Genomic DNA, 22,403 nt, shown 5'->3' on the forward strand with positions numbered 1-22,403 from the left:
ATGAAAGTAGCAGTTATAGGTTCCGGAACCATGGGAAGCGGTATTGCGCAGGTAGCTGCCACAGCAGGTTGTGACGTAAAAATTTACGACACCAATCTAGATGCCTTATCCAAAAGCAAGGCGGCTTTAGAAAGTACTTTATCTAAATTAGTTGAAAAAGGAAAAATCGAGGCCAGCGAAAAATCCCGAATCACTCAAAACATTGCCTATGTTCACGCTTTAGGCGATTTGTCGCACTCCGATTTGGTGATTGAAGCCATAGTCGAAAATGCTGACATCAAACGAAAATTGTTTTCTGAACTCGAAAATTATGTGTCGCCAGAAACAATCTTGGCTTCCAATACGTCTTCATTATCAATAGCTTCCATTGCCGCTTCCTGCCATAAGCCGGAACGCGTTATTGGAATTCACTTTTTTAATCCAGCACCATTAATGCAGTTGGTTGAGATTATTCCTGCCGTACAAACCAGCGAGGAAGTTTTAAAAATTACTATCCAAACTATAACCAACTGGAAAAAAGTGGTTGCCGTAGTGAAAGACACTCCGGGATTTATCGTAAACCGCGTCGCCAGGCCATTTTACAGCGAAAGCCTACGAATGTATGAAGAAGGCGTAGCTGACTTTGCCACCATCGACTGGAGTTTAAAAACTATTGGCGGATTCAGAATGGGACCATTCGAACTAATGGATTTCATCGGAAACGATGTCAATTATGCCGTAACCGAAAGTGTTTTCACAGCCTTCTATTTTGACCCCAAATTTAAACCATCATTTACACAAAAACGTTTGACAGAAGCTGGTTTCTTCGGAAGAAAAACGGGAAGAGGCTTTTATAATTACAATCAACAAGCTGTCACCTCGAGCGCAGTCGAGAGGCCCAAAGAAGATTTAGCTTTGGCACAAACCATATTCGAACGTGTTATTGTTATGCTTATCAACGAAGCAGCTGATACATTGTTTCTGAACATAGCTTCCGCTAAAGACATCGACAATGCCATGACAAAAGGCGTAAATTATCCAAAAGGATTATTGGAATGGGCAGACGAATTAGGCATAAAATGGTGCGTAGAAAAACTCGACGCGTTATACAATGAATACCATGAAGACCGCTATCGTTGCAGCCCGATTTTAAGAAGAATGAGTGCAGTTAATAAAACTTTTTTCTAATGGATGGCACCAAAATACCATGCAAAATGTTGAGCCTTGATCCATACAGCCAATGGCTCGGCATCGAAATTCTCGAATGTGAACTTGGGCGTTGCAGAGTTGCTATGACCGTTCGCAAGGAAATGCTCAACAGTATGAATAAAGCCCACGGCGGAATTACTTATTCTTTGGCCGATACCGCTTTTGGATTTGCCGCAAATACGCATGGCAGATTCGCAGTTTCCATCGAAACGTCAATCAATCATATCGAAGCCGTGAACGAAGGCGATTATCTGGTGGCCGAATCCATCATCGAAAAAGTAAACAATAAACTCGGTTTCAACATTATCGAAGTAAAACGCGGCAACGAAATGGTCGCGCTGTTCAAAGGCGTTGTTTACAGAACTGCTAAAGAATGGGAGGATTAGGAGCGGTTGGTTCGGGCTTTTCCAGTAATGGTAATTCCCGCTTTCCGCGCTGCATGGCAGCTTGCTGCAATCGGGGCTAAAGAGTAAATGAATTGAATAGAATTTAAAATACAATGGAAGCATACATCATAGACGGAGTCCGTACTCCAATCGGAAGTTACCAAGGTTCACTGGCATCGGTTCGCGCGGATGATTTAGGTGCATTGGTTATAAAAACCGTAGTTGAAAAGAATCCAAATATTCCTAAAGATGCATACGACGATGTAATCATGGGCTGTGCGAATCAAGCCGGAGAAGACAATCGTAATGTAGCTCGTATGTCTTCGCTTTTAGCAGGATTGCCATATAGCGTTCCCGGAGAAACTGTAAACCGTTTATGCAGTTCGGGACTGTCGGCAATAATCCACGCAAATCGCGCTATCAAAGCTGGTGACGGACACATTTTTATCGCAGGCGGAATCGAAAATATGACTCGTGGACCATTAGTAGTTTCTAAACCATCAGCTGCTTTCGGAACCGATTCCAAAATGTACGATTCAAGTTTCGGTTGGAGATTTATCAATCCGAAACTGCATCAAATGTATGGTACAGATGCGATGGGAGAAACAGCAGAAAATCTGGTGGAAATCTACAATATTTCAAGAGAAGATCAGGATGCTTTTGCTTTGAACAGTCAGATAAAAGCAGCAGCAGCTCAAACATCAGGAAGATTGGCAAAAGAAATAGTTGCTGTAGAAATTCCGCAACGCAAAGGCGACCCAATTCAATTTTCTAAAGACGAATTCATAAAACCAAACACAACATTAGAAGGCTTATCCAAATTACGCACAGCTTTCAAGAAAGACGGAAGTGTAACCGCCGGAAATGCTTCGGGCTTAAACGACGGAGCAGCAGCAACTATCATCGCATCCGAAGAAGCTGTAAAAAAATACAATTTGAAACCTTTAGCAAGAATAGTAAGCTCTGCAGTAGTTGGTGTTGAACCAAGAATTATGGGAATCGGCCCGGTTGAAGCTACTAAAAAAGCATTGGAAAAAGCAGGCTTGACATTAGATCAAATCGACATTATCGAATTAAACGAAGCATTTGCAGCACAAGCCTTAGCCTGTACACGCGCATGGGGAATCGCGGATAACGACCCAAGATTAAATCCAAACGGCGGTTCGATTGCAATTGGACATCCACTTGGAGTTACAGGAGCCAGAATTGCGTATTCCGCAGCCTTAGAATTACAGCTAACAGGAAAACGATATGCATTAATTACAATGTGTATTGGCGTGGGACAAGGTTACGCAGCCATAATTGAAAAAGTATAAAATTTACTGAACTAAATTCAGCACAATGAATAAAATACAAAATTACATTTTAGGAAATTGGACATCAGGCGTAGGAGAAGGCGTTCCTTTAATTGATTCGGTGACTGGACAAATCGTCGGTCATGCTTCTACACAAGGGCTAGACTTTGGCGAAATCCTTCACTACGGAAGAACCAAAGGTGGCGAAAAACTCCGCAAAATGACTTTTCAGGAGCGAGGGAATATGATTAAAAACCTAGCGCTGTATCTGACCAAACGCAAAGAACAATTCTATGAAATGAGTTATAGGACGGGAGCTACCCGCGTAGACAGTTGGATTGACATCGAAGGTGGTTTCGGAAACTTATTTGCAAACGCCTCATTGCGTAAATTATTCCCAAACCAACCGTACCATGTAGAAGGTGACCCAATTGATTTGTCTAAGGGTGGACGTTTTATGGCGCATCATATTTTGGTGCCAAAACGAGGTGTTGCAGTACACATTAATGCATTTAATTTTCCAATTTGGGGTATGCTCGAAAAATGTGCCGTAAATTGGATGGCCGGAATGCCAGCAGTGGTAAAACCAGCAACATCAACATCGTATTTAACCGAAGCAGTGGTTAGGGAAATCATCGCTTCCAATATTTTACCCGAAGGTGCTTTGCAATTGATTTGCGGTTCAGCCAATACACTTTTAGATACTGTCGAAAGTCAGGATGTTGTTACCTTTACCGGTTCGGCCACGACGGGAAGAATGTTGAAAGCCCATCCAAGAATCATTAACGAATCGGTGCCGTTTAATATGGAAGCTGATTCATTAAACTCTTCTATTTTAGGAGAAGATGCCATTCTCGGAACTCCCGAATTTGATTTATTCATCAATCAGGTTCGCAGCGAAATGACCGTAAAATGTGGTCAAAAATGTACAGCAATAAGAAGAATTATCGTTCCGGAAAAATTAATGGACGACGTTCAAATAGCTTTAGGAAAAGCATTGGATAAAGTAACTATTGGTGACCCAAGATTAAAAGAAGTGCGAATGGGTTCATTGGTTTCTATAGACCAAGTGGAAGAAGTAAAAGCCAGAACACACGAAATTGCCAAAACAGCCAAAATTGTCTATGGCGATTTTGATAAATTAAATTTAATCGGAGCCAACGGCAAAGGCGCGTTCATTAGTCCAATGTTACTTCGGGAAGAAAATCCGTTTACAAATTTATCAGCTCACGATACAGAAGCTTTCGGACCAGTAGCGACAATTATGCCGTATAAAAACTTAGATGAAGCTATCGAATTGGCCAAACTCGGGAAAGGTTCATTGGTATCTTCTATCGTAACCAATTCGGACGAAATCGCTAAAGAGTACGTAATAAACGCTGCAACGCATCACGGAAGGATTTTGGTGTTGAATAGAGAAAACGCGAAACAAAGTACGGGTCACGGTTCGCCGCTACCATTATTGGTTCACGGTGGTCCCGGGCGCGCGGGAGGTGGCGAGGAAATGGGAGGAGTTCGCGGAATCAAACATTATATGCAGCGCTGTGCCGTACAAGGTTCGCCAACCACATTAACGGAAATCACCGGCATTTATCAGCCGAATTCGGCCTACAAAGAATCGGCTCAACATCCATTCCAATATCATTGGGAGGATATTCAACCAGGCATGTCGTTAAAAACACACAAACGTACCATTACGGATACAGATATCATCAATTTTGCCAACTTAACGTGGGATCATTTCTACGCGCATACCGATATTACCTCGCTTGACGGAAGTATTTTTGAAAAGCGAACGGCACACGGATATTTCATTTTGGCCGCGGCTGCCGGACTGTTTGTGCATCCGAATAAAGGTCCGGTTGCTGCTAATTATGGTTTGGAAGAATGCCGTTTCCTGCGCCCGTTATATCACAACGATACGGTTTATGTGCGTTTGACCTGTAAACAAAAAATCGAAAGGGATGTTGCTTCTGCCGAGCATCCAAGCGGCATTGTAAAATGGTTTGTGGAGGTTTTTGATACCGAAGACGAATTGGTAGCAGTAGCTACAATTTTAACGATGGTGCAGAAAAAGCAAGAAGTTTTTGTTGAAATAACCGATGAGAAAATTGCAGAATGGCTTAACAAGTTGACAGAAAACATGAAACCACACTGGGGTATTTTAACACCGCAACATCTATTAGAACATTTGGAGGATGGTTATAAAATTTTGTCGGGACAAGTCCAGGATTTTGAGATTGCAACACCGGAAAATATTTTGGAGAAAGTGCACCATTCATTATACAATTACGAAAAGTTTCCAAAAGGAAGCGCTTTTCCAACCATGAAAAAAGGGGAACTTGAAGAATTAATGCATCCGGATTTCTTAACAGCCAAAGAAAAGTTTTTAGAGGCAAGAGAAGCTTATACAACGTTTTTTAAAGAAAACCCCAAAGCCATCTTAAAAAATATGGTCTTCGGAGAACTAAACCGATATGAATCTTATTTGTTGGAAAGAAAACATTTAAATCATCATTTTGGGCAATTCGGAATTTTATAAATAGTAATGGAAGCTAATCCCGCTATTCGTTGCAATCTTTTTTGCATTTCCCTTTCGCCAACGCTTCAGGGCAATCCAAAAAAGGATTTCCACTGCTATCGGGGCTAAAAAAATAAAAATTAAATGGAAGCATACGTTAAACACGAAATACAAAACAACATCGCCACAATCGAGTTTTTTCATCCCGAACAAAATTCGTTGCCAAGTGATATATTAAAATTATTAGCACACACAATCACAGAAGTTGGTAACAATGGCGACGTAAAAGTCGTTATCCTTAAAAGTGGCGGTGACCGAACCTTTTGTGCCGGAGCCAGCTTTAAGGAATTAATGGTCATCAACGATGCTGAAACCGGAAAAATATTTTTCTCCGGTTTTGCCAATGTAATCAACGCGATGCGAAAATGCCCAAAATTCATTATCGGTCGCATACAGGGAAAAACCGTTGGAGGAGGCGTAGGAATTGCCGCTTCGACCGATTATTGTATGGCGACCCAATTTGCCGCTATCAAATTGAGTGAACTTAACGTCGGTATAGGACCTTTTGTAGTTTCTCCTGCTATCGAAAGAAAAATGGGGGTTTCAGCCATGTCGCAAATTGCCATTGATGCCAATACATTTTACGAAGCAAGTTGGGCAAGAGAAAAAGGTTTGTATGTAAGTATATTCGAAAGCATTGAAGCATTAGATGCAGAAGTTCAAAAATTCGCCGAGCATCTATGCACCTACAATCCTGAGGCAATGGTGGAAATGAAAAAGGTTTTCTGGCGAGGAACAGAAGATTGGGACAATTTATTAGCCGAAAGAGCTGCCATTAGCGGAAGATTAGTGCTGTCTGATTTTACAAAAGAAACATTGAAGAAATTTAAATAAAGACAAAGAGATAATAGACGAAGAGATGACAGACAGAAATCTATTATCTATCCGTCTATCATCTATTATCTAAGAAAAAATGATATACGAATTCAAAGGATTTATCCCCGTTATACACGAAAGCAGTTTCATCCACCCGCAAGCCGCGGTAACCGGAAATGTGATTATTGGAAAAAATGTTTACGTTGGTCCGGGCGCTGCCATTCGGGGTGATTGGGGCGAAATCATCATTGAAGACGGTTGCAACGTTCAGGAAAACTGCACTATCCACATGTTTCCCGGAAAATCGATGGTATTAAAAGCCGGCGCGCATATTGGCCACGGAGCGATTATTCACGGAGCGAATATCGGGGCAAATTGTTTGGTTGGAATGAACGCGGTTATTATGGATGATGTAAATGTTGGCGATGAATGCATCATAGGAGCATTGAGTTTTATCAAAGCCGGAATGGAAATCCCGAACCGCAAAATGGTTGTTGGAAATCCGGCGGTTATCATCAAGGATGTTTCTGATGAAATGATTGACTGGAAAACCAAGGGAACGGCTTTGTATCAGCAATTGCCAAAGGAATGTTACGAAACCTTAAAAGCAGTAGAACCATTAAGGGAAATTCCAACCAATCGACCAACACAGGAAGCGTTTTACAAAACATTAGAAGAATTTAGAAAAAAATAAAATGCCAATAATCGAATTTAAAATGCCTAAAATGGGTGAAAGCATTTCGGAAGCTACAATCATCACTTGGTTGAAAAGCGTAGGCGATTTTGTCAACGCCGAAGAAACCCTCTTGGAAGTGGCGACGGATAAAGTCGACAGCGATATTCCGTCACCCATATCAGGAACGATTACGGAAATTCGATTTCACAAGGATGCTATTGTAGGCGTTGGAGAAGTTTTGGCATTAATTGATGCTAGTGAGAAGGTTGCAGGAAAGAAAATCACGATTGGCAAAACGGAAACCAAGTCAATGCCGAATGATAGCAAAAAGGCAGAAGTAGAAATACAAGTCAAATCCAATCCCGATGCTTTTCTTTCCCCATTAATCATTTCAATTGCGCAAAAAGAGAATCTATCAATAGAAGAACTGCAAAGTATTACTGGCTCAGGAATGGACGGGCGCGTCCAAAAAAGCGATGTTTTTCAGTATTTAAAAAATAGGAAATATCCTATTCAAAGCAAACCGACAACCGCCCACCGACAGCAGACAACTTTTCCAAAACCAAAAATAAATTTCACAGAAGGAAAAGACCATATCGTAGAAATGGACCGTATGCGCAAAATGATTGCGGATCATATGGTATATTCAAAGCAAACGTCGCCTCACGTGACTTCTTATATTGAGGTGGATGTGACGAATTTGGTGAACTGGAGAAATGAAAATAAAGATAAATTCCAATCGAAGCACAACGAAAAACTAACATTCACACCTGTTTTTGTTCAGGCTGTAGCTAAAGCAATTCAGGATTTTCCGATGATTAATGTCTCCGTTGATGAGAAAAATATCATCGTCCATAAAGACATCAACATTGGAATGGCGACAGCATTGCCAAGCGGAAATTTAATCGTTCCGGTGGTAAAAAATGCCAACGAAAAAGATTTAGTAACTATTGCAAAAGCCGTTAATTATTTGGCAGATGCTTCCCGAAATAATAAACTAAAACCGGAAGAAATTCAAGGAAGTACATTCACGATTTCGAATGTTGGAACCTTTGGAAGTTTGATGGGAACGCCAATTATAAACCAGCCGGAAGTAGCGATTTTGGCACTCGGAATCATTAAAAAACGTCCGGAAGTAATTATGACTTCCAAAGGCGATGAAATTGCCATCCGCAGTATGATGTTTCTTTCTCTTTCGTTTGACCACAGGGTGGTTGACGGATTTTTAGGTGGGTCTTTTTTGCAAAAAGTAGGCGATTATTTAGAACAATTTGATACCAACACAACTCTATAATATCATGCAGGAAGTAATGACAAACTCAATTAAAATAACGAAAGCAATGCAGTCAAAAGCAAGTGAAGTTGATTTTCACAACATCGTTATGGGAACCCGATTTTCAGATCATATGTTTATTTGTGATTATCAGAATGGCGAATGGCAAAATCCGAGAATTGAACCATTGGCTATGATTCCGACACATCCGGCGGCTATGGCATTGCATTATGGTCAGGCGATTTTTGAAGGAATGAAAGCCACTATGGGAAAAGACGGAACGCCGTTATTATTTCGTCCCGATGAGAATGCCAAACGAATGAATTTCAGTGCGGACCGAATGGGAATGCCTTTGTTTCCTGAAGATTTATTCGTTGAAGCATTAAAACAATTTGTAGCGATAGAAAAAGAATGGATTCCGACACAGGAAGGTAGCGCTTTATATCTGCGCCCGTTTATGTATGCCGACGAACCTTTTATCGGAATGCGTGCGGCGACTAGCTTTAAGTTTATTGTTATGGCATCGCCAACCGGGCCTTTCTTTCACAAAAAAATTAAATTATATGCAGAAAAAAAATATGTTCGTGCCGTAAATGGTGGAACCGGAGAAGCGAAAGCAGCCGGAAACTATGCCGCTGCTATTCGTCCGACCGAGCATGCCAAAACAAAAGGCTATGACCAAGTGTTGTGGTTAGATGCGCAACATTTTGAACACATTCAGGAAGTGGGTACGATGAATATTTTCTTCAAAATAGGAGGTAAGTTCATTACGCCCGATTTGAGCGGTTCAATTCTGGCGGGAATAACCCGAATGAGCGTGATTGACATTTTGCGAGATAAAGGATATGAAGTTACCGAACGTCCGATTACTATTACTGAAATCATTGAAGCTTCAGAAAACGGAACTTTGGAAGAAGCTTTTGGTGCCGGAACTGCAGTTGGTATTGCTCGAATTGAAGAAATTGGAAACAAAGATTTGTCGATTAAATTCCCAGCAGAGAATCCGGTTTCGGATATGGTAGCGAACACTTTAGAAGGCATAAAAACACAAGAATTAGAAGATAAATTTGGCTGGTTGGTTGCAGCAAAGTAAGTTAATCACTGTAAATATAATTTTGTTAACCATTAAGATATTAAGAAAGTTAAGGAAAACTTAATGAAACTTAATATCTTAATGGTTAATAAAGCAAATCATTATTTAGCTCAAAATAAAAAAATGTTAGATAAAAACATCCTCCAAAAAGCATTTTCAACAATGGCCACTGCCAAAGCAATGACCAACTTGTATGAAAATAATTTTAAGATTGTTTCCAAATATGTTCACGCCACTTCGCGCGGGCACGAAGCCATTCAGATTGCGATGGCGCTGCATTTACTGCCACAGGATTATGCTTTTCCGTATTATCGTGATGATGCAATGTTACTCGGAATTGGGATGCAGCCTTATGATCTGATGCTGCAATTGATGGCCAAAAGAGACGACCCTTTTTCAGGAGGGCGAACATATTACTGTCACCCAAGTTTGAAAGATGATGATAAACCTAAAATTCCACATCAGTCGTCAGCAACAGGAATGCAGGCCATTCCTGCAACAGGCGCTGCGATGGGTTTTTGGTATAAGGAAAACATTGGAATTGAAGATAAAAATCAAGAAGCTCCGATTGTCGTTTGTTCGCTTGGCGATGCTTCGGTAACGGAAGGTGAAATTGCTGAAGCGTTTCAAATGGCGGCATTGAAGCAATTACCGATTTTGTATTTGGTACAAGATAACGGTTGGGATATTTCAGCAAATGCGGCTGAAACACGAGCACAAAATGCGTTTGAGTATGCCAAAGGTTTCCACGGAATTGAAGCGATTTCGATTGATGGTGCCAATTTTACCGAAAGTTATTTAGCGATTCAAAAGGTAGTTGCTACTATTCGAAACGAAAGACGACCGTTTTTAGTTCATGCCAAAGTACCATTACTGAATCACCACACATCTGGCGTTCGTATGGAATGGTATCGAGACGATTTGGAAGAAGCACAGTCGCGTGATCCTTTTCCTGTTTTGGAAAAGCAATTATTGGATGCAGGATTTACGACAAAAGAAATAGAGAATATAGAAAATTCGGTTGCAGCCAAAGTACAAGCTGATTTTGATAAAGCCCAATTAGCCGAAGATCCAAGACCCGAAGATTTGTTTACGCATGATTTTGCACCAACTCCAATTACCGAAGAAACAGGCGAAAGAAATCCGCAACGCGAAGATAAAGTTGTGATGGTCGATTGCGCTTTATTTGCTGTGGAAGAATTGATGAAGTCGCACAAAGAATGTTTGCTTTACGGACAAGATGTAGGCGGACGTTTGGGCGGCGTTTTCAGGGAAGCGGCGACTTTGGCCCAGAAATTTGGTGACGAGCGCGTTTTCAATACGCCAATCCAGGAAGCTTTTATTGTAGGTTCTACAGTTGGAATGTCAGCCGTTGGTCTCAAACCAATTGTAGAAGTACAGTTTGCTGATTACATTTGGCCTGGACTTAATCAATTGTTTACCGAAGTGAGCCGTTCCAGTTTTTTATCCAATGGAAAATGGCCGGTAAGTATGATTTTGCGTGTGCCGATTGGTGCGTACGGTAGTGGTGGTCCGTATCATTCGTCTTCGGTGGAAAGTGTGCTTACAAATATTCGCGGAATAAAAATAGCGTATCCAAGTAACGGCGCCGATTTAAAAGGATTACTAAAAGCAGCCTATTACGACCCAAATCCCGTGGTGATGCTGGAGCACAAAGGCTTATATTGGAGTAAAGGAAAAGGTACCGATGCTGCGCGGGTAAATGAACCAAGTGAAGATTATATTCTGCCTTTTGGCAAAGCCAATATCGTTCAGGAAATCTGGGGACAGGAATCGGAAGAAACAATCTCAGTTATAACATACGGAATGGGAGTTCACTGGGCATTGAACGCTTCTGCAGGGATGAAAAATCAAGTAGAAATTATTGATTTACGAACCTTATTTCCGTTAGATGAAGAAGCGATTTTGAAATCGGTTAAAAAAACTAAAAAGTGCCTGGTTGTTACCGAAGAACCAACGAATAATTCCTTTGCGAGAAGCTTGGCAGGAATGATACAGGAAAAATGTTTCAAACACCTCGACGCTCCGGTAATGGTTATCGGTTCTGAAAACATGCCGGCTATTCCATTAAACAGCACTTTGGAATTCACGATGATTCCGAATGAGTATAAAGTGAAGCTAAAGATGGAGGAGTTGTTGCAGTATTAGGAGCTATTCCCGCTATTCATTGCAATCTTTTTTGGGTTTCCCTTTCGCTTCGCTACAGGAAAATCAAAAAAGGATTTCCATTACTATCGGGGCTAGAAAAAACAAAATAAAAACCGTAATAATAAATGTTACGGTTATCTATTTTTGCTAATTGTGACTGCGAACTGCCTACTTCTTCTGCGGTGGATACTGTTCTAAAATCTTAGAAACAAACTCCTTTATTTTTTCATCCTTTTTATTGGTGTCTTTTGTCAAAGTGCCCTGACCTTCACCCTGCCAAATCAATTCTTTTTTCTTTGCATCGATGATGTCGACGTATAAAGTTCCTTCTGTATATCTTGAAACTGATGTGTTTCCGCCCCATAAATAAGGATTCCATCCGTAGCCCCAGCCATAACCCCATCCGGCATTGTATTGGTTTACATTAACTTGCTCTCTTTCTTTGGTAAAAAAGGCAATCAACAAATCAGGGTTTTCACTTTTTGTAAATCCTTTTGAAGTCATTACTTCATCAATAGAGCGAAGGATTCTCTTTTTATCTAAATCGGAAATCTCGGCTTTGTCTATTCCGGTTTTATGGAAAGCATAAGTTTTGTAGGGCGAAAAATCTACTTTTTTGTCATAATCGGAATTCACACTAACAGAGCAGCATGAGGAAAAAACAAAGAGAAGAAGTAACGGTAAAATTTTTAATGTTTTCATAGCTATAATTTATTTAAGTTTCTAGTTCAAAATTTAGCTTAGAATCAAAAACTTTAATTCCAAACTAAAACAACGAATCGTCAACTATGTTAGGGATGGTAACTTTTAATAAAGGTTGCGTAGCCATGGCTCTTTTTATTGCAAAAATTGCTCCTTCATTTCTGGCCCAATTTCTTCTTGAAATCCCGTTATTAACATCCCAGAAAAGCATTGACTCTAAGCGTCTTGACGCGTCCGCAGATCCATCAAGAACCATACCAAATCCCCCGTTAATTACCTCGCCCCACCCAACGCCTCCGCCATTATGGATAGAAACCCAGGTAGCACCACGGAAACTGTCGCCAATTACGTTTTGGATTGCCATATCAGCAGTAAACCGCGAACCGTCATAGATGTTGGAAGTTTCCCTATAAGGAGAATCCGTTCCGGAAACGTCATGATGATCACGACCTAGAACTACATAACCAATTTCGCCAAGGGCAATTGCCTGATTGAAAGCTTCTGCGATTTTTATTCGTCCTTCTGCATCGGCGTATAGGATTCGGGCTTGTGAACCAACGACTAATTTATTTTCCTGTGCGCCTTTTATCCATTGGATGTTATCTGCCATTTGCTGTTTGATTTCGGAAGGTGAGTCTTTCATCATTTCCTCCAGAACATCACAGGCAATTTTATCCGTCTTCTCTAAATCTTCAGGATTTCCGGAGGCGCAAACCCAACGAAACGGTCCAAACCCGTAATCAAAACACATTGGTCCCATAATATCCTGCACATAACTCGGGTATTTGAAATCGATTCCGTTTGCAGCCATTACATCGGCGCCAGCTCTGGAAGCTTCTAACAGAAAAGCATTTCCGTAATCAAAGAAATAGGTTCCTTTTTCGGTGTGTTTATTGATAGCTTTGGCGTGACGTCGTAAAGTTTTTTGGACTTCTTCTTTGAACTTAGCCGGATTGTTCGCCATCATTTCGTTGGCATCCTCAAAAGAAATTCCAGCCGGATAATAGCCGCCAGCCCATGGATTATGTAGGGAAGATTGATCAGAACCTAAATCAATATGTATATTTTCCTGATCGAAACTTTCCCAAACATCAACTATATTTCCTAAATAGGCGATAGAAACTGTTTCTTGATCACGAAGCGATTTTTTGACTCTTGTAACTAGATCGTTGATGTTTTCAATTACTTCATTTATCCAGCCTTGTGAGTGACGGATGTGTGTAATTTTTGGATTGACTTCGGCACAAACGGTCACGCATCCGGCAATGTTTCCCGCTTTTGGTTGTGCGCCCGACATTCCGCCTAAACCGGAAGTAACAAATAAACCGCCTTTTGGTACTTTTTTAATTTTTCTGAATCCGTTAAGAACAGTAATTGTTGTTCCGTGAACGATTCCTTGTGGGCCGATATACATATAGCTGCCGGCAGTCATTTGTCCGTATTGGGAAACGCCCAGGGCATTCATTTTTTCCCAATCGTCAGGTTGCGAATAATTTGGAATTACCATTCCGTTAGTAACGACAACTCTTGGTGCCTCTTTATGAGATGGATACAATCCCATTGGATGACCAGAATACATCGTCAAGGTTTGCTCTTCGGTCATTTCTGCCAAATAGTGCATCGTAAGTAGGTATTGTGCCCAGTTTTGAAAAACAGCTCCATTTCCGCCATAGGTAATTAACTCGTGTGGATGTTGAGCAACTGCATAATCCAAATTGTTTTGAATCATCAGCATAATGGCTTTTGCTTGTTCACATTTCCCCGGATATTCAGAAATGGGACGCGCATACATTTTATAATCAGGACGAAAACGATACATATAGATGCGACCATATTTTTCTAATTCTTCTTTGAATTCGGGAAGTAAAGTGGCGTGATGTTGTGGCTCGAAGTAGCGCAAGGCATTTTTCAACGCTAGTTTTTTCTCTTCATCAGAAAGGATTTCCTTTCGTTTTGGCGCGTGATTTATTTCGGCTTCGTATGGTTTAGGATTTGGCAGTGTAGCTGGAATTCCTTGTTGTATTTGTTCCTGAAATGTCATTTTAAGCTGTGTTTCGCGTTAGGGATGGGAGCTGGCTACCGTGTAGCGCGGACAGCCCGACCCTTGTGGTAACGCCCAATTATTTTTTAATAGTTCCTGTTTTTTTATCGAATCCGTATGGACAATGACGGCAGCCACTTTTGCAGCAATAGCCGCGTCTCAAGTGATATTTTTCGGTGAAACATTTATAACCTTCGGGTGTGAAATAGAAATCTTCACCTTCGATTAGTTTATTTTCATTATTTTGCTCATCCATAGCCACAAATTTAAAGCATTATAACAAATGTTTGTAATCGTTTCAAGATATTTAATTCCAAAAGGTTTTCGAGGGATAACTTTGTTCCCTTTTATTATCGTTTCAGAAAACCATTTGAAGCAAAATCCGGTAATGATTAATCATGAAAAAATCCATATCCGTCAGCAGATGCAGTTATTAATTTTGCCTTTTTTTATTTGGTACGGAATAGAGTATTTGGTTAAATGGTTTATTTATAAAGACAAGAATGCCGCATATAGGAATATTTCTTTTGAACGGGAAGCGTATGCAAATGAAAAAGACCTAAACTATTTAACGCGTAGGTCTTTTTGGAAGTTTTTAAACTATTTGTAGGCGTTGGTCAACAATTACAGATTCATTTAATTGAAATTGTGTAAAATGATTTACATAAGCTACTTTTGAAAAAATATTTTTTTGGAAAGCTATAATCAGAAAATCAATTTAGAAAACACCAATATCTCGCTTTATATAAAAAGGGAAGACTTACTTCATCCGCTTATTTCAGGAAATAAAATCAGAAAATTAAAATATAATCTCCAGCAGGCGAAAAATGAAAATAAAGAAACGCTTTTGACTTTTGGAGGTGCTTTTTCCAATCATATTCTGGCAGTTGCGGCTGCGGGGAAAGAACAAGGATTCAAAACTATTGGAATCATCCGCGGAGAAGAACTGAAAGATAAGGTTTTAGAAAACCCAACCTTGAAAAAGGCCAGCGATCTCGGAATGGTTTTTGAGTTCGTGCGCAGAGAAATTTACAAAGAAAAAAGCAGCCCGGAATTCACCCGGCTATTGACAGAAAAATTTGGAGACTTTTATTTAATTCCGGAAGGCGGAACCAACGATTTAGCGGTTAAAGGTTGCGAAGAAATTTTAACAGAAACTGAAGACAAGTTCGATTATATTTGTTGTGCCGTTGGCACGGGAGGAACCGTTTCGGGCCTAATAAATTGTTCAAAAGATAGTCAACAAGTTTTGGGTTTCCCTGTATTAAAAGGTGATTTTCTAAGAGAAGATATTTGTAAATTTGTTTCCGGCACAAAATGGGATTTGATTACGGCCTATCATTTTGAGGGTTATGCTAAAGTTTCGGAAGAATTGATACTCTTTATTAATGAATTTTATAAAAAATATAAAATCCCGTTAGATCCAATTTATACAGGAAAGATGATGTTTGGGGTTATGGATTTAATTGATAAGAATTATTTTCCCGAAAACTCAAAAGTACTGGTTATTCATACCGGTGGTTTACAAGGAATTGCCGGAATGAATAATTTATTGAAACACAAAAAACAATTACAAATTACAATTTATGATTAAGAAAACACTTTTAGTACTGCTTATGATTTTCGTTGCGTCGTGTAGTGCAAATCATTCAGTTGTCAGAACAACAAAACCTGACCCAAGAAAGTCAGAAGCTCCGGTGGTTCAACGCGTCAGAAAACCAATTTATAGACCTGCCACTGTGAATAATTCAGTTGCAATTACAAAGAAAGATTCACCAAATGTTGCCAATTACTCCAATGGTACTGAAGTTTTAGAAGCTACAACAAGAGTAAAAGTTACTACTGCAATGGTCTTAGCCTACATCGAAAATTATAAAAATGTTGCGAAAGAGAATATGGTTAGATCAGGAATTCCTGCCAGTATCACATTGGGTCAGGCACTATTAGAATCGGGAGCGGGAACCGGACCGTTGAGCGTTCAGGCCAATAATCATTTTGGTATTAAATGCCATAAGGAATGGACGGGGCCAAGTATTAAATATTCTGATGATGCTGAAGATGAATGTTTTAGAAAATACGACCAACCAAGTGAGTCTTTTAAAGATCATTCTTATTTTTTAACCAGCAGGCCAAGATATGCCGAGCTTTTTGAATTTGAAAAAGACGATTATCGAAGTTGGGCTTATGGACTGAAAGCAGCGGGTTATGCAACCGATTCAAAATATCCAGACAAACTTATTGGATTAATAGAAAAATACCAGTTAAATAAATTCGACGCGGAAGTTTTAGGAAAAGATTTTGTACCCACCACAACGGTTGTAAGTAAATCAATTGCATACAACGATGATGTTCAAAAATATACGGTTATCAAGGGCGATTCATTGTATTCTATTTCCAGGAAATTTAACATCTCAATTGACGAATTGAAAAAGAAAAATAACTTAACTGATAATACTATTTCTCTCGGTCAAAGTATTATTGTCAAATAATAAAATCCACATTCCAAATATGATTTATCAAAGAAGCAGTCAGTTATTTGCTGAAGCTGAAAAAGTTATTCCCGGCGGCGTAAATTCCCCGGTACGCGCGTTTAAAGGTGTTGGCGGAACCCCAATTTTCGCCAAAAGTGCCAAAGGTGCCTATCTTTATGATGAAGATGATAATAGGTTAATTGACTATATCAACTCCTGGGGTCCAATGATTTTAGGACATGCTTTTCAGCCCGTTGTTGATGCCATAATTGACAAGGCTAAAAAAGGAACTTCATTTGGAATGCCAACTGAATTGGAGACTAAGATTGCTGAACTGGCAGTTTCAATGGTGCCAAATATCGATAAAATACGTTTTGTAAACTCCGGAACCGAAGCTTGTATGAGCGCTATTCGTTTGGCAAGAGGTTTTACAAAAAGAGATAAAATCATAAAATTTGCCGGCTGCTATCACGGGCATTCGGATTCTTTTTTAATTCAGGCCGGAAGTGGCGCAAGTACTTTCGGAACACCAAATTCTCCCGGAGTAACCCAAGGTACAGCGAAGGATACATTGCTTGCTGCTTTTAATGATGTAGAAAATGTAAAAGCATTATTTGATGCCAATAAAAGTGAAATTGCTGCTATCATTATTGAACCCGTTGCCGGAAATATGGGTTGTGTACCGCCATTAGCGGGATTTTTGCAATCGTTAAGACAACTTTGTGACGAGAACGGCACATTGCTGATTTTTGACGAAGTGATGACGGGATTCCGATTGGCAAAAGGCGGCGTTCAGGAATTGCTCAATGTTAGAGCCGATATCGTTTGTTTTGGTAAAGTTATCGGTGGCGGTTTACCCGTTGGTGCGTTTGCAGCAAGAAAGGAAATCATGGATTATTTATCACCGCTTGGGCCGGTTTATCAGGCCGGAACGCTTTCCGGAAATCCGTTGGCAATGGCTGCCGGTTTTGCGATGCTCCAGACTTTAAATAATGATTCGGATATTTTCACAAGATTGGATGAAAAAACGGCGTATCTACACAAAGGAATTGAGAAAGTACTAACTTCTAATAATGTTGTGTTTACAATTAATAGAGTGGGTTCTATGATTTCAGTACATTTTGACGCGAATCCCGTTTATGATTTTAATACGGCTAAGAATGGGGATAATGAAACGTTTAAAAAGTTCTTTCATGGTTTGTTGAATGAAGGGGTTTATATTGCGCCTTCGGCCTACGAAACCTGGTTTATCACTGATGCCTTAACCTATGATGATTTGGATTTTACCATTGCTGCTATAGATAAAGTCGCTAAGACGTTATAAATAAAAAAAGTCCCAAATTAATGGGACTTTTTTTATTGCTAATATTGAAAATATTAGTGTGTTAATTTTTCTAACAAAACTGTGTTTTTTTCTAATTTTTCCATTTGTTTTCCGTCCAAAGTCGCTCTTATTTTTGCTTCGACAACTCTTGAAAATTCTGCTCTTCTTTCCGGAGAAAGATTTTTGTCATCCAGAACAATTATTTTTTGTTCAAAAAGTCTTGCGAAATTATCACTTTGAATTTGTTCTAATCCTAAAAATTCACTTAACTCAGCGGCTTCTTTTTTCCCCTTATCATATGCTGATGGAGTGTTTTTGTCTTGGGCACTTGCATTAATAGAAAATGCTAACATAAATGTTAAAGCAGCAATTATTTTTTTCATTGTGTAAATTTTTAGTTGAATTAATAAGTCCAAAACTAATTTATTTTGGTGTAAACTCAAAATTTATTTTTATTTACTTTCCGGAAGATTGTGTGATTTTCTTTTTTCTCTTCTTTCTGTCATCTTTTCTTTAAAGTTATCTTTTCTTTCTTCACGTATCTTTTCCCATTTAGTATACTGTTCCGCAGTTAATATTTTTTTCATTTCTGCGGCTAGAGTAGCTTGTTCGGCTTCTCTTCGAGCTTTCATTTCGTCTCTTTTTTTTGTCAAAAGCTCTTTCATTTCGGCTCTTTTGGCTTCTCTTTTTTCTACTTCTTTACTCACTAAAACTTTAACATCCTTGACTTGCTTTTCGTTTAAGTCCAAATCCTTAGTCAATTTTTTTACCTGAAAATCAACTTTTTGTTCCGAAGTTAATTCACCTCCTCCAGCTCTTCTTCCTTCTTTTTCTTGTGCAAATGCTGTTATTCCAACAACTAATAATGCAGCGACAATTACTTTTTTCATTTTATATGTTTTTATAATTTGTGTCCATAGGACGACGATGGTTTTAAAAGGTTTAATGACTAACGAAATTTTATGAAGAAGAACTCAATTGAGATTTTCGTTAATTCAAAACCACCGTTTTATTTTCTCCGTCAACAGCAACTTTGGTTAAACCATGTTTTGCCAGACCTTTCATGGCGGCATCCCATTTTTTCCCGCTTAACGCTGATTTATCTTTGAGTTGCGTTATAGGTTGATTATTTTCTGCTTTTAATAACCCAATAATGAGTTTTTCGTCTTCGGTCAAATCTAATTGTTTTTTCTCCGGGCGCATTTGCGGGAAGAACAACACTTCCTGAATGGAAGGATTATTGGTCAAGAACATTATCAGTCGGTCCATTCCAATTCCCAATCCTGAAGTTGGCGGCATTCCGTATTCTAAAGCTCTTAAAAAGTCTTCATCTATAATTCCGTTTGCTTCGTCATCACCTTTTTCTGCCAAAGCCATTTGTGCCTCAAAACGCTCTCGTTGGTCAATTGGATCATTCAATTCTGAATAGGCATTGGCAATTTCTTTTCCGCAGACCATCAACTCAAAACGTTCTGTCAATTCCGGATTATTTCTGTGTTCTTTGCATAGCGGAGACATTTCTTTTGGATAATCGGTAATGAACGTTGGCTGAATAAAATTCCCTTCGCATTTTGCTCCAAAGATTTCATCAATCAGCTTTCCTTTGCCCATGGTTTTATCCACTTCAATATGCATTGATTTTGCAGCTTCAAACAGTTCTGCTTCGTTTTTTCCCGAAATATCAAAACCCGTAAATTGTTTGATGGCATCGGTCATTGTAACTCTAGCATAAGGTGCTTTGAAGTTCACTTTGTGTTCGCCAAATGTTGCTTCAGTAGTGCCGTTTACTTCATTGGCACAATATTCCAATAAGTTTTCGGTCATTTCCATCATCCAGTTGTAGTCTTTGTAGGCTACATAAATTTCCATTGCAGTAAACTCAGGATTGTGCGTTCTGTCCATTCCTTCGTTTCTGAAGTTCTTCGAAAACTCATATACACCGTCGAATCCACCAACGATTAATCTTTTCAGATACAATTCATTTGCAATTCTCAAATACAAAGGAATGTCCAACGCATTGTGGTGTGTTATAAAAGGACGAGCTGCTGCTCCACCGGGAATAGATTGTAAAACCGGCGTTTCAACTTCAATGTAACCGGCGTTGTTAAAGAAGGTTCTCATTGCGGCGAACAGTTTTGTTCTTTTCATAAAAACTTCCTTCACGTGTGGATTTACCACCAAATCAACATAACGCATTCGGTAACGCAATTCGGCATCATTAAAGGCATCGTGTACATTTCCTTCCTCATCTGTTTTTGGCAATGGCAACGGACGTAATGTTTTGCTTAAAAAGGTAAAATTCTCCACGCGAATGCATTTGGCACCAACCTGGGTTGTAAACAATTCACCTTCAATGCCAATGAAATCACCTAAGTCGGTTAGTTTTTTAAAAACCTGATTGTACAAAGTTTTGTCTTCTTCAGGACAAAGCATATCACGGTTTAAATACAATTGGATTCGGCCTTCGCTATCCTGTAGTTCGGCAAAACACGCTTTTCCCTGATCTCTAACACTCATCAAACGACCGGCAACGATAACCTTCTTACCTTCCTCAAAGTTTTCCTTAACCTGCTTTGAAGTATGGTTTACAGGAAATAAATCCGCTGGATAAGGGTTGATTCCCAGTCCGCGAAGTGCGTTCAGTTTTTCTCTTCTGATGATTTCTTGTTCCGAAAGTTGCATGTTCTTGTATTTAAGCGAGCAAAGATAGGTATTAGTGTTAAAGTTTCAAAGTGGAAATTTTTTTTGCAGAACGATCACAGCTAATGACACTTAGTGACACCTAATGGTCCATTTTGACACCCAACGACGCATTTTGACACCTAATGACACCTAAAACCGACAGTTTTTATACCTCTCTTCGGGTGTTGTTCGGGTATCGTTCGGGTATTGTTCGCAAAACAGGCCTTTTTTGGGAACAACATCCGAACAAAGGTGGGAGAAAACCCAATAGAAAATCGTAATTTTGTAATCTCATATTGAAAAAATGAACAAGGAAATTCAACTTCAGGATTTAGGGAATAAGGATTATAAAAAAACCTGGGATTATCAGGAAGAATTATTTAAGCATATTGTAGATATAAAAATTCAAAATCGAAGGGACGAAACCCAATTGGAAACGCCCAACTATTTTCTGTTTGTTGAGCATCCACACGTTTATACCTTAGGAAAAAGCGGCGATATGAGGAACCTGCTTTTATCTGAAAAGCAATTGGAAGCAAAAGGCGCAACCTTTTATAAAATTAACCGTGGCGGAGATATTACCTATCATGGCCCGGGACAGATTGTTGGTTATCCAATATTGGATCTAGAAAACTTCTTTACCGATATCCATAAATATTTGCGTTTTCTGGAAGAAGTTATCATACTGACTTTAGCTGAATATGCTATAATAGGCACGAGGAGTGAAGGCGAAACTGGAGTATGGCTTGATGTGGGAACACCATTTGCCCGAAAAATTTGTGCCATGGGTGTTCGTGCCAGCCGCTGGGTAACGATGCATGGTTTTGCTTTAAATGTAAATGCGAATTTGGGTTACTTCGATAATATTATTCCTTGTGGCATAAAAGGGAAAGCAGTTACTTCAATGCATGTAGAGCTTGGAAAGGAAGTCAATGAAGAAGAAGTTAAAGCAAAGATACTAAAACATTTTGCTACGCTATTTGAATGCAGTCTTCACAAACTTAACGCTGCAATCTAAAAAAGCCTCATCATTTTCAAATTCCAATTCGGATTGCTCCGGTAACAGGCGGAAGCTCATCCGATGGTATTTCGTTGTGCCATATTTTCTTATGGCTTCGCGGTGTTCAATTGTTGGATACCCTTTATTCTGTTTCCAGTTGTACATTGGAAATTCCTCATGAATGGTACACATATATTCGTCCCTATATGTTTTTGCCAAGACAGAAGCAGCGGCTATACTCATAAATTTACTATCACCCTTTACAATGGTAGAATACGGGATGTTGTTTATGTCCTTGAACCTATTCCCGTCTACTATTATGTAATGAGGTGTGGGATTCAATTTGTCTATGCAATGGTGCATCGCTTTAATAGAAGCATTTAAAATGTTTATTTCGTCAATAATACCCGCTTCGAGATGAGTGACCGAAAAACAGATTGCCTTGCTTTCGATTAGTGGTTTAAGCTGTTCTCTTATTTTTTCAGAAAGTTGTTTGGAATCATTTAACAAACTTAATTCAAATCCATCAGGCAGAATAACAGCTGCAGCGGTGACCGGACCAGCAAGGCAACCACGCCCAGCTTCATCAGTACCACATTCCACCCCAAAATCTGAAAACTTAAATTTGAGCATTTATTTTTTTGCAAAAATATAAAAACGGACGCAACCCTTCACAAATAATTGTATCATCATCGAGAGTTACAAA

Annotated in this window: 21 protein-coding genes; 14 read left to right on the top strand and 7 right to left on the bottom strand. The window is 39.4% G+C overall.

The window, feature by feature from the left end; translation table 11 throughout:
* From Q0Q99_RS08905 to Q0Q99_RS08945, 9 genes are all read left to right on the top strand, one after another.
* The gene (locus Q0Q99_RS08905; RefSeq protein WP_293894527.1) at positions 1–1,167 is read left to right on the top strand and encodes a 3-hydroxyacyl-CoA dehydrogenase NAD-binding domain-containing protein; all 1,167 of its coding nucleotides are present in this window, start codon (positions 1–3) and stop codon (positions 1,165–1,167) included.
* Complete coding sequence (locus Q0Q99_RS08910) at positions 1,167–1,574, top strand: hotdog fold thioesterase (protein WP_293894530.1); 408 nt, start codon at positions 1,167–1,169, stop codon at positions 1,572–1,574. Before Q0Q99_RS08905 ends, Q0Q99_RS08910 begins: the two co-directional genes overlap by 1 nt.
* Before the next feature lie 113 nt (positions 1,575–1,687).
* A complete protein-coding gene (gene pcaF, locus Q0Q99_RS08915) occupies positions 1,688–2,890 on the top strand; it encodes a 3-oxoadipyl-CoA thiolase (RefSeq protein WP_293894533.1) in 1,203 nt (400 codons plus the stop codon).
* A 25-nt stretch (positions 2,891–2,915) separates the two neighbouring features.
* Positions 2,916–5,411: a phenylacetic acid degradation bifunctional protein PaaZ gene (paaZ, locus tag Q0Q99_RS08920; RefSeq protein ID WP_293894536.1), complete on the top strand. Its 2,496-nt coding sequence runs from the start codon at positions 2,916–2,918 to the stop codon at positions 5,409–5,411.
* Between the two features lie 123 nt (positions 5,412–5,534).
* The gene (locus Q0Q99_RS08925) at positions 5,535–6,284 is read left to right on the top strand and encodes an enoyl-CoA hydratase/isomerase family protein (RefSeq protein ID WP_293894538.1); all 750 of its coding nucleotides are present in this window, start codon (positions 5,535–5,537) and stop codon (positions 6,282–6,284) included.
* A gap of 79 nt (positions 6,285–6,363) precedes the next feature.
* Entirely contained in the window at positions 6,364–6,960 is a 597-nt protein-coding gene (locus Q0Q99_RS08930) for a transferase hexapeptide repeat family protein (protein WP_293894541.1), read from the top strand.
* A gap of 1 nt (position 6,961) precedes the next feature.
* Complete coding sequence (locus Q0Q99_RS08935; protein ID WP_293894544.1) at positions 6,962–8,236, top strand: dihydrolipoamide acetyltransferase family protein; 1,275 nt, start codon at positions 6,962–6,964, stop codon at positions 8,234–8,236.
* A 4-nt stretch (positions 8,237–8,240) separates the two neighbouring features.
* Positions 8,241–9,308, top strand: a complete 1,068-nt coding sequence (locus Q0Q99_RS08940) for a branched-chain amino acid aminotransferase (RefSeq protein ID WP_367175018.1) — start codon at positions 8,241–8,243, stop codon at positions 9,306–9,308.
* A gap of 123 nt (positions 9,309–9,431) precedes the next feature.
* A complete protein-coding gene (locus Q0Q99_RS08945; protein WP_293894627.1) occupies positions 9,432–11,477 on the top strand; it encodes a thiamine pyrophosphate-dependent enzyme in 2,046 nt (681 codons plus the stop codon).
* 168 nt (positions 11,478–11,645) lie between these two features.
* On the opposite strand, the gene Q0Q99_RS08950 is transcribed toward Q0Q99_RS08945, so the two are convergent.
* From Q0Q99_RS08950 to Q0Q99_RS08960, 3 genes are all read right to left on the bottom strand, one after another.
* Positions 11,646–12,179, bottom strand: a complete 534-nt coding sequence (locus Q0Q99_RS08950; RefSeq protein ID WP_293894547.1) for a DUF4136 domain-containing protein — start codon at positions 12,177–12,179, stop codon at positions 11,646–11,648.
* 64 nt (positions 12,180–12,243) lie between these two features.
* Entirely contained in the window at positions 12,244–14,220 is a 1,977-nt protein-coding gene (locus tag Q0Q99_RS08955) for a urocanate hydratase (protein ID WP_293894550.1), read from the bottom strand.
* A gap of 79 nt (positions 14,221–14,299) precedes the next feature.
* Positions 14,300–14,476, bottom strand: coding sequence for a DUF5522 domain-containing protein (locus Q0Q99_RS08960; RefSeq protein ID WP_293894553.1), 177 nt, complete (start codon positions 14,474–14,476; stop codon positions 14,300–14,302).
* Positions 14,477–14,503: 27 nt separating this feature from the next.
* Here Q0Q99_RS08960 and Q0Q99_RS08965 point away from each other — a divergent pair, with 27 nt between their 5' ends.
* From Q0Q99_RS08965 to hemL, 4 genes are all read left to right on the top strand, one after another.
* Positions 14,504–14,830 carry a hypothetical protein gene (locus Q0Q99_RS08965; RefSeq protein WP_293894556.1) on the top strand — a complete coding sequence of 109 codons (327 nt, stop codon included), beginning with the start codon at positions 14,504–14,506 and terminating at the stop codon, positions 14,828–14,830.
* Between the two features lie 81 nt (positions 14,831–14,911).
* On the top strand, positions 14,912–15,814 hold the full coding sequence (locus Q0Q99_RS08970) for a 1-aminocyclopropane-1-carboxylate deaminase/D-cysteine desulfhydrase (RefSeq protein WP_293894559.1): 903 nt from the start codon (positions 14,912–14,914) through the stop codon (positions 15,812–15,814).
* Positions 15,807–16,709 (top strand): glucosaminidase domain-containing protein, encoded by a 903-nt coding sequence (locus Q0Q99_RS08975; RefSeq protein ID WP_293894562.1) that lies wholly within the window; start codon positions 15,807–15,809, stop codon positions 16,707–16,709. Before Q0Q99_RS08970 ends, Q0Q99_RS08975 begins: the two co-directional genes overlap by 8 nt.
* 19 nt (positions 16,710–16,728) lie before the next feature.
* Positions 16,729–18,015, top strand: coding sequence for a glutamate-1-semialdehyde 2,1-aminomutase (gene hemL / locus Q0Q99_RS08980; RefSeq protein WP_293894565.1), 1,287 nt, complete (start codon positions 16,729–16,731; stop codon positions 18,013–18,015).
* A gap of 53 nt (positions 18,016–18,068) precedes the next feature.
* Here the strand turns inward: hemL and Q0Q99_RS08985 are convergent, their stop codons facing one another.
* The 3 genes from Q0Q99_RS08985 to lysS form a co-directional block, all read right to left on the bottom strand.
* Positions 18,069–18,398 carry a hypothetical protein gene (locus tag Q0Q99_RS08985; RefSeq protein ID WP_293894568.1) on the bottom strand — a complete coding sequence of 110 codons (330 nt, stop codon included), beginning with the start codon at positions 18,396–18,398 and terminating at the stop codon, positions 18,069–18,071.
* 69 nt (positions 18,399–18,467) lie between these two features.
* Positions 18,468–18,905 (bottom strand): hypothetical protein, encoded by a 438-nt coding sequence (locus Q0Q99_RS08990; protein WP_293894571.1) that lies wholly within the window; start codon positions 18,903–18,905, stop codon positions 18,468–18,470.
* A gap of 100 nt (positions 18,906–19,005) precedes the next feature.
* Positions 19,006–20,697, bottom strand: a complete 1,692-nt coding sequence (gene lysS / locus Q0Q99_RS08995; RefSeq protein ID WP_293894574.1) for a lysine--tRNA ligase — start codon at positions 20,695–20,697, stop codon at positions 19,006–19,008.
* A gap of 304 nt (positions 20,698–21,001) precedes the next feature.
* Between lysS and lipB the strand changes: the two genes are divergently transcribed.
* The gene (lipB, locus tag Q0Q99_RS09000; RefSeq protein ID WP_293894577.1) at positions 21,002–21,715 is read left to right on the top strand and encodes a lipoyl(octanoyl) transferase LipB; all 714 of its coding nucleotides are present in this window, start codon (positions 21,002–21,004) and stop codon (positions 21,713–21,715) included.
* Here the strand turns inward: lipB and Q0Q99_RS09005 are convergent.
* Entirely contained in the window at positions 21,674–22,330 is a 657-nt protein-coding gene (locus Q0Q99_RS09005) for a ribonuclease HII (protein ID WP_293894580.1), read from the bottom strand. The two genes, lipB and Q0Q99_RS09005, sit on opposite strands and share 42 nt — an antisense overlap.
* Between the last annotated feature and the right edge of the window lie 73 nt (positions 22,331–22,403).

This window comes from Flavobacterium sp., from assembly GCF_025352425.1.
Classification (GTDB): Bacteria; Bacteroidota; Bacteroidia; order Flavobacteriales; family Flavobacteriaceae; genus Flavobacterium.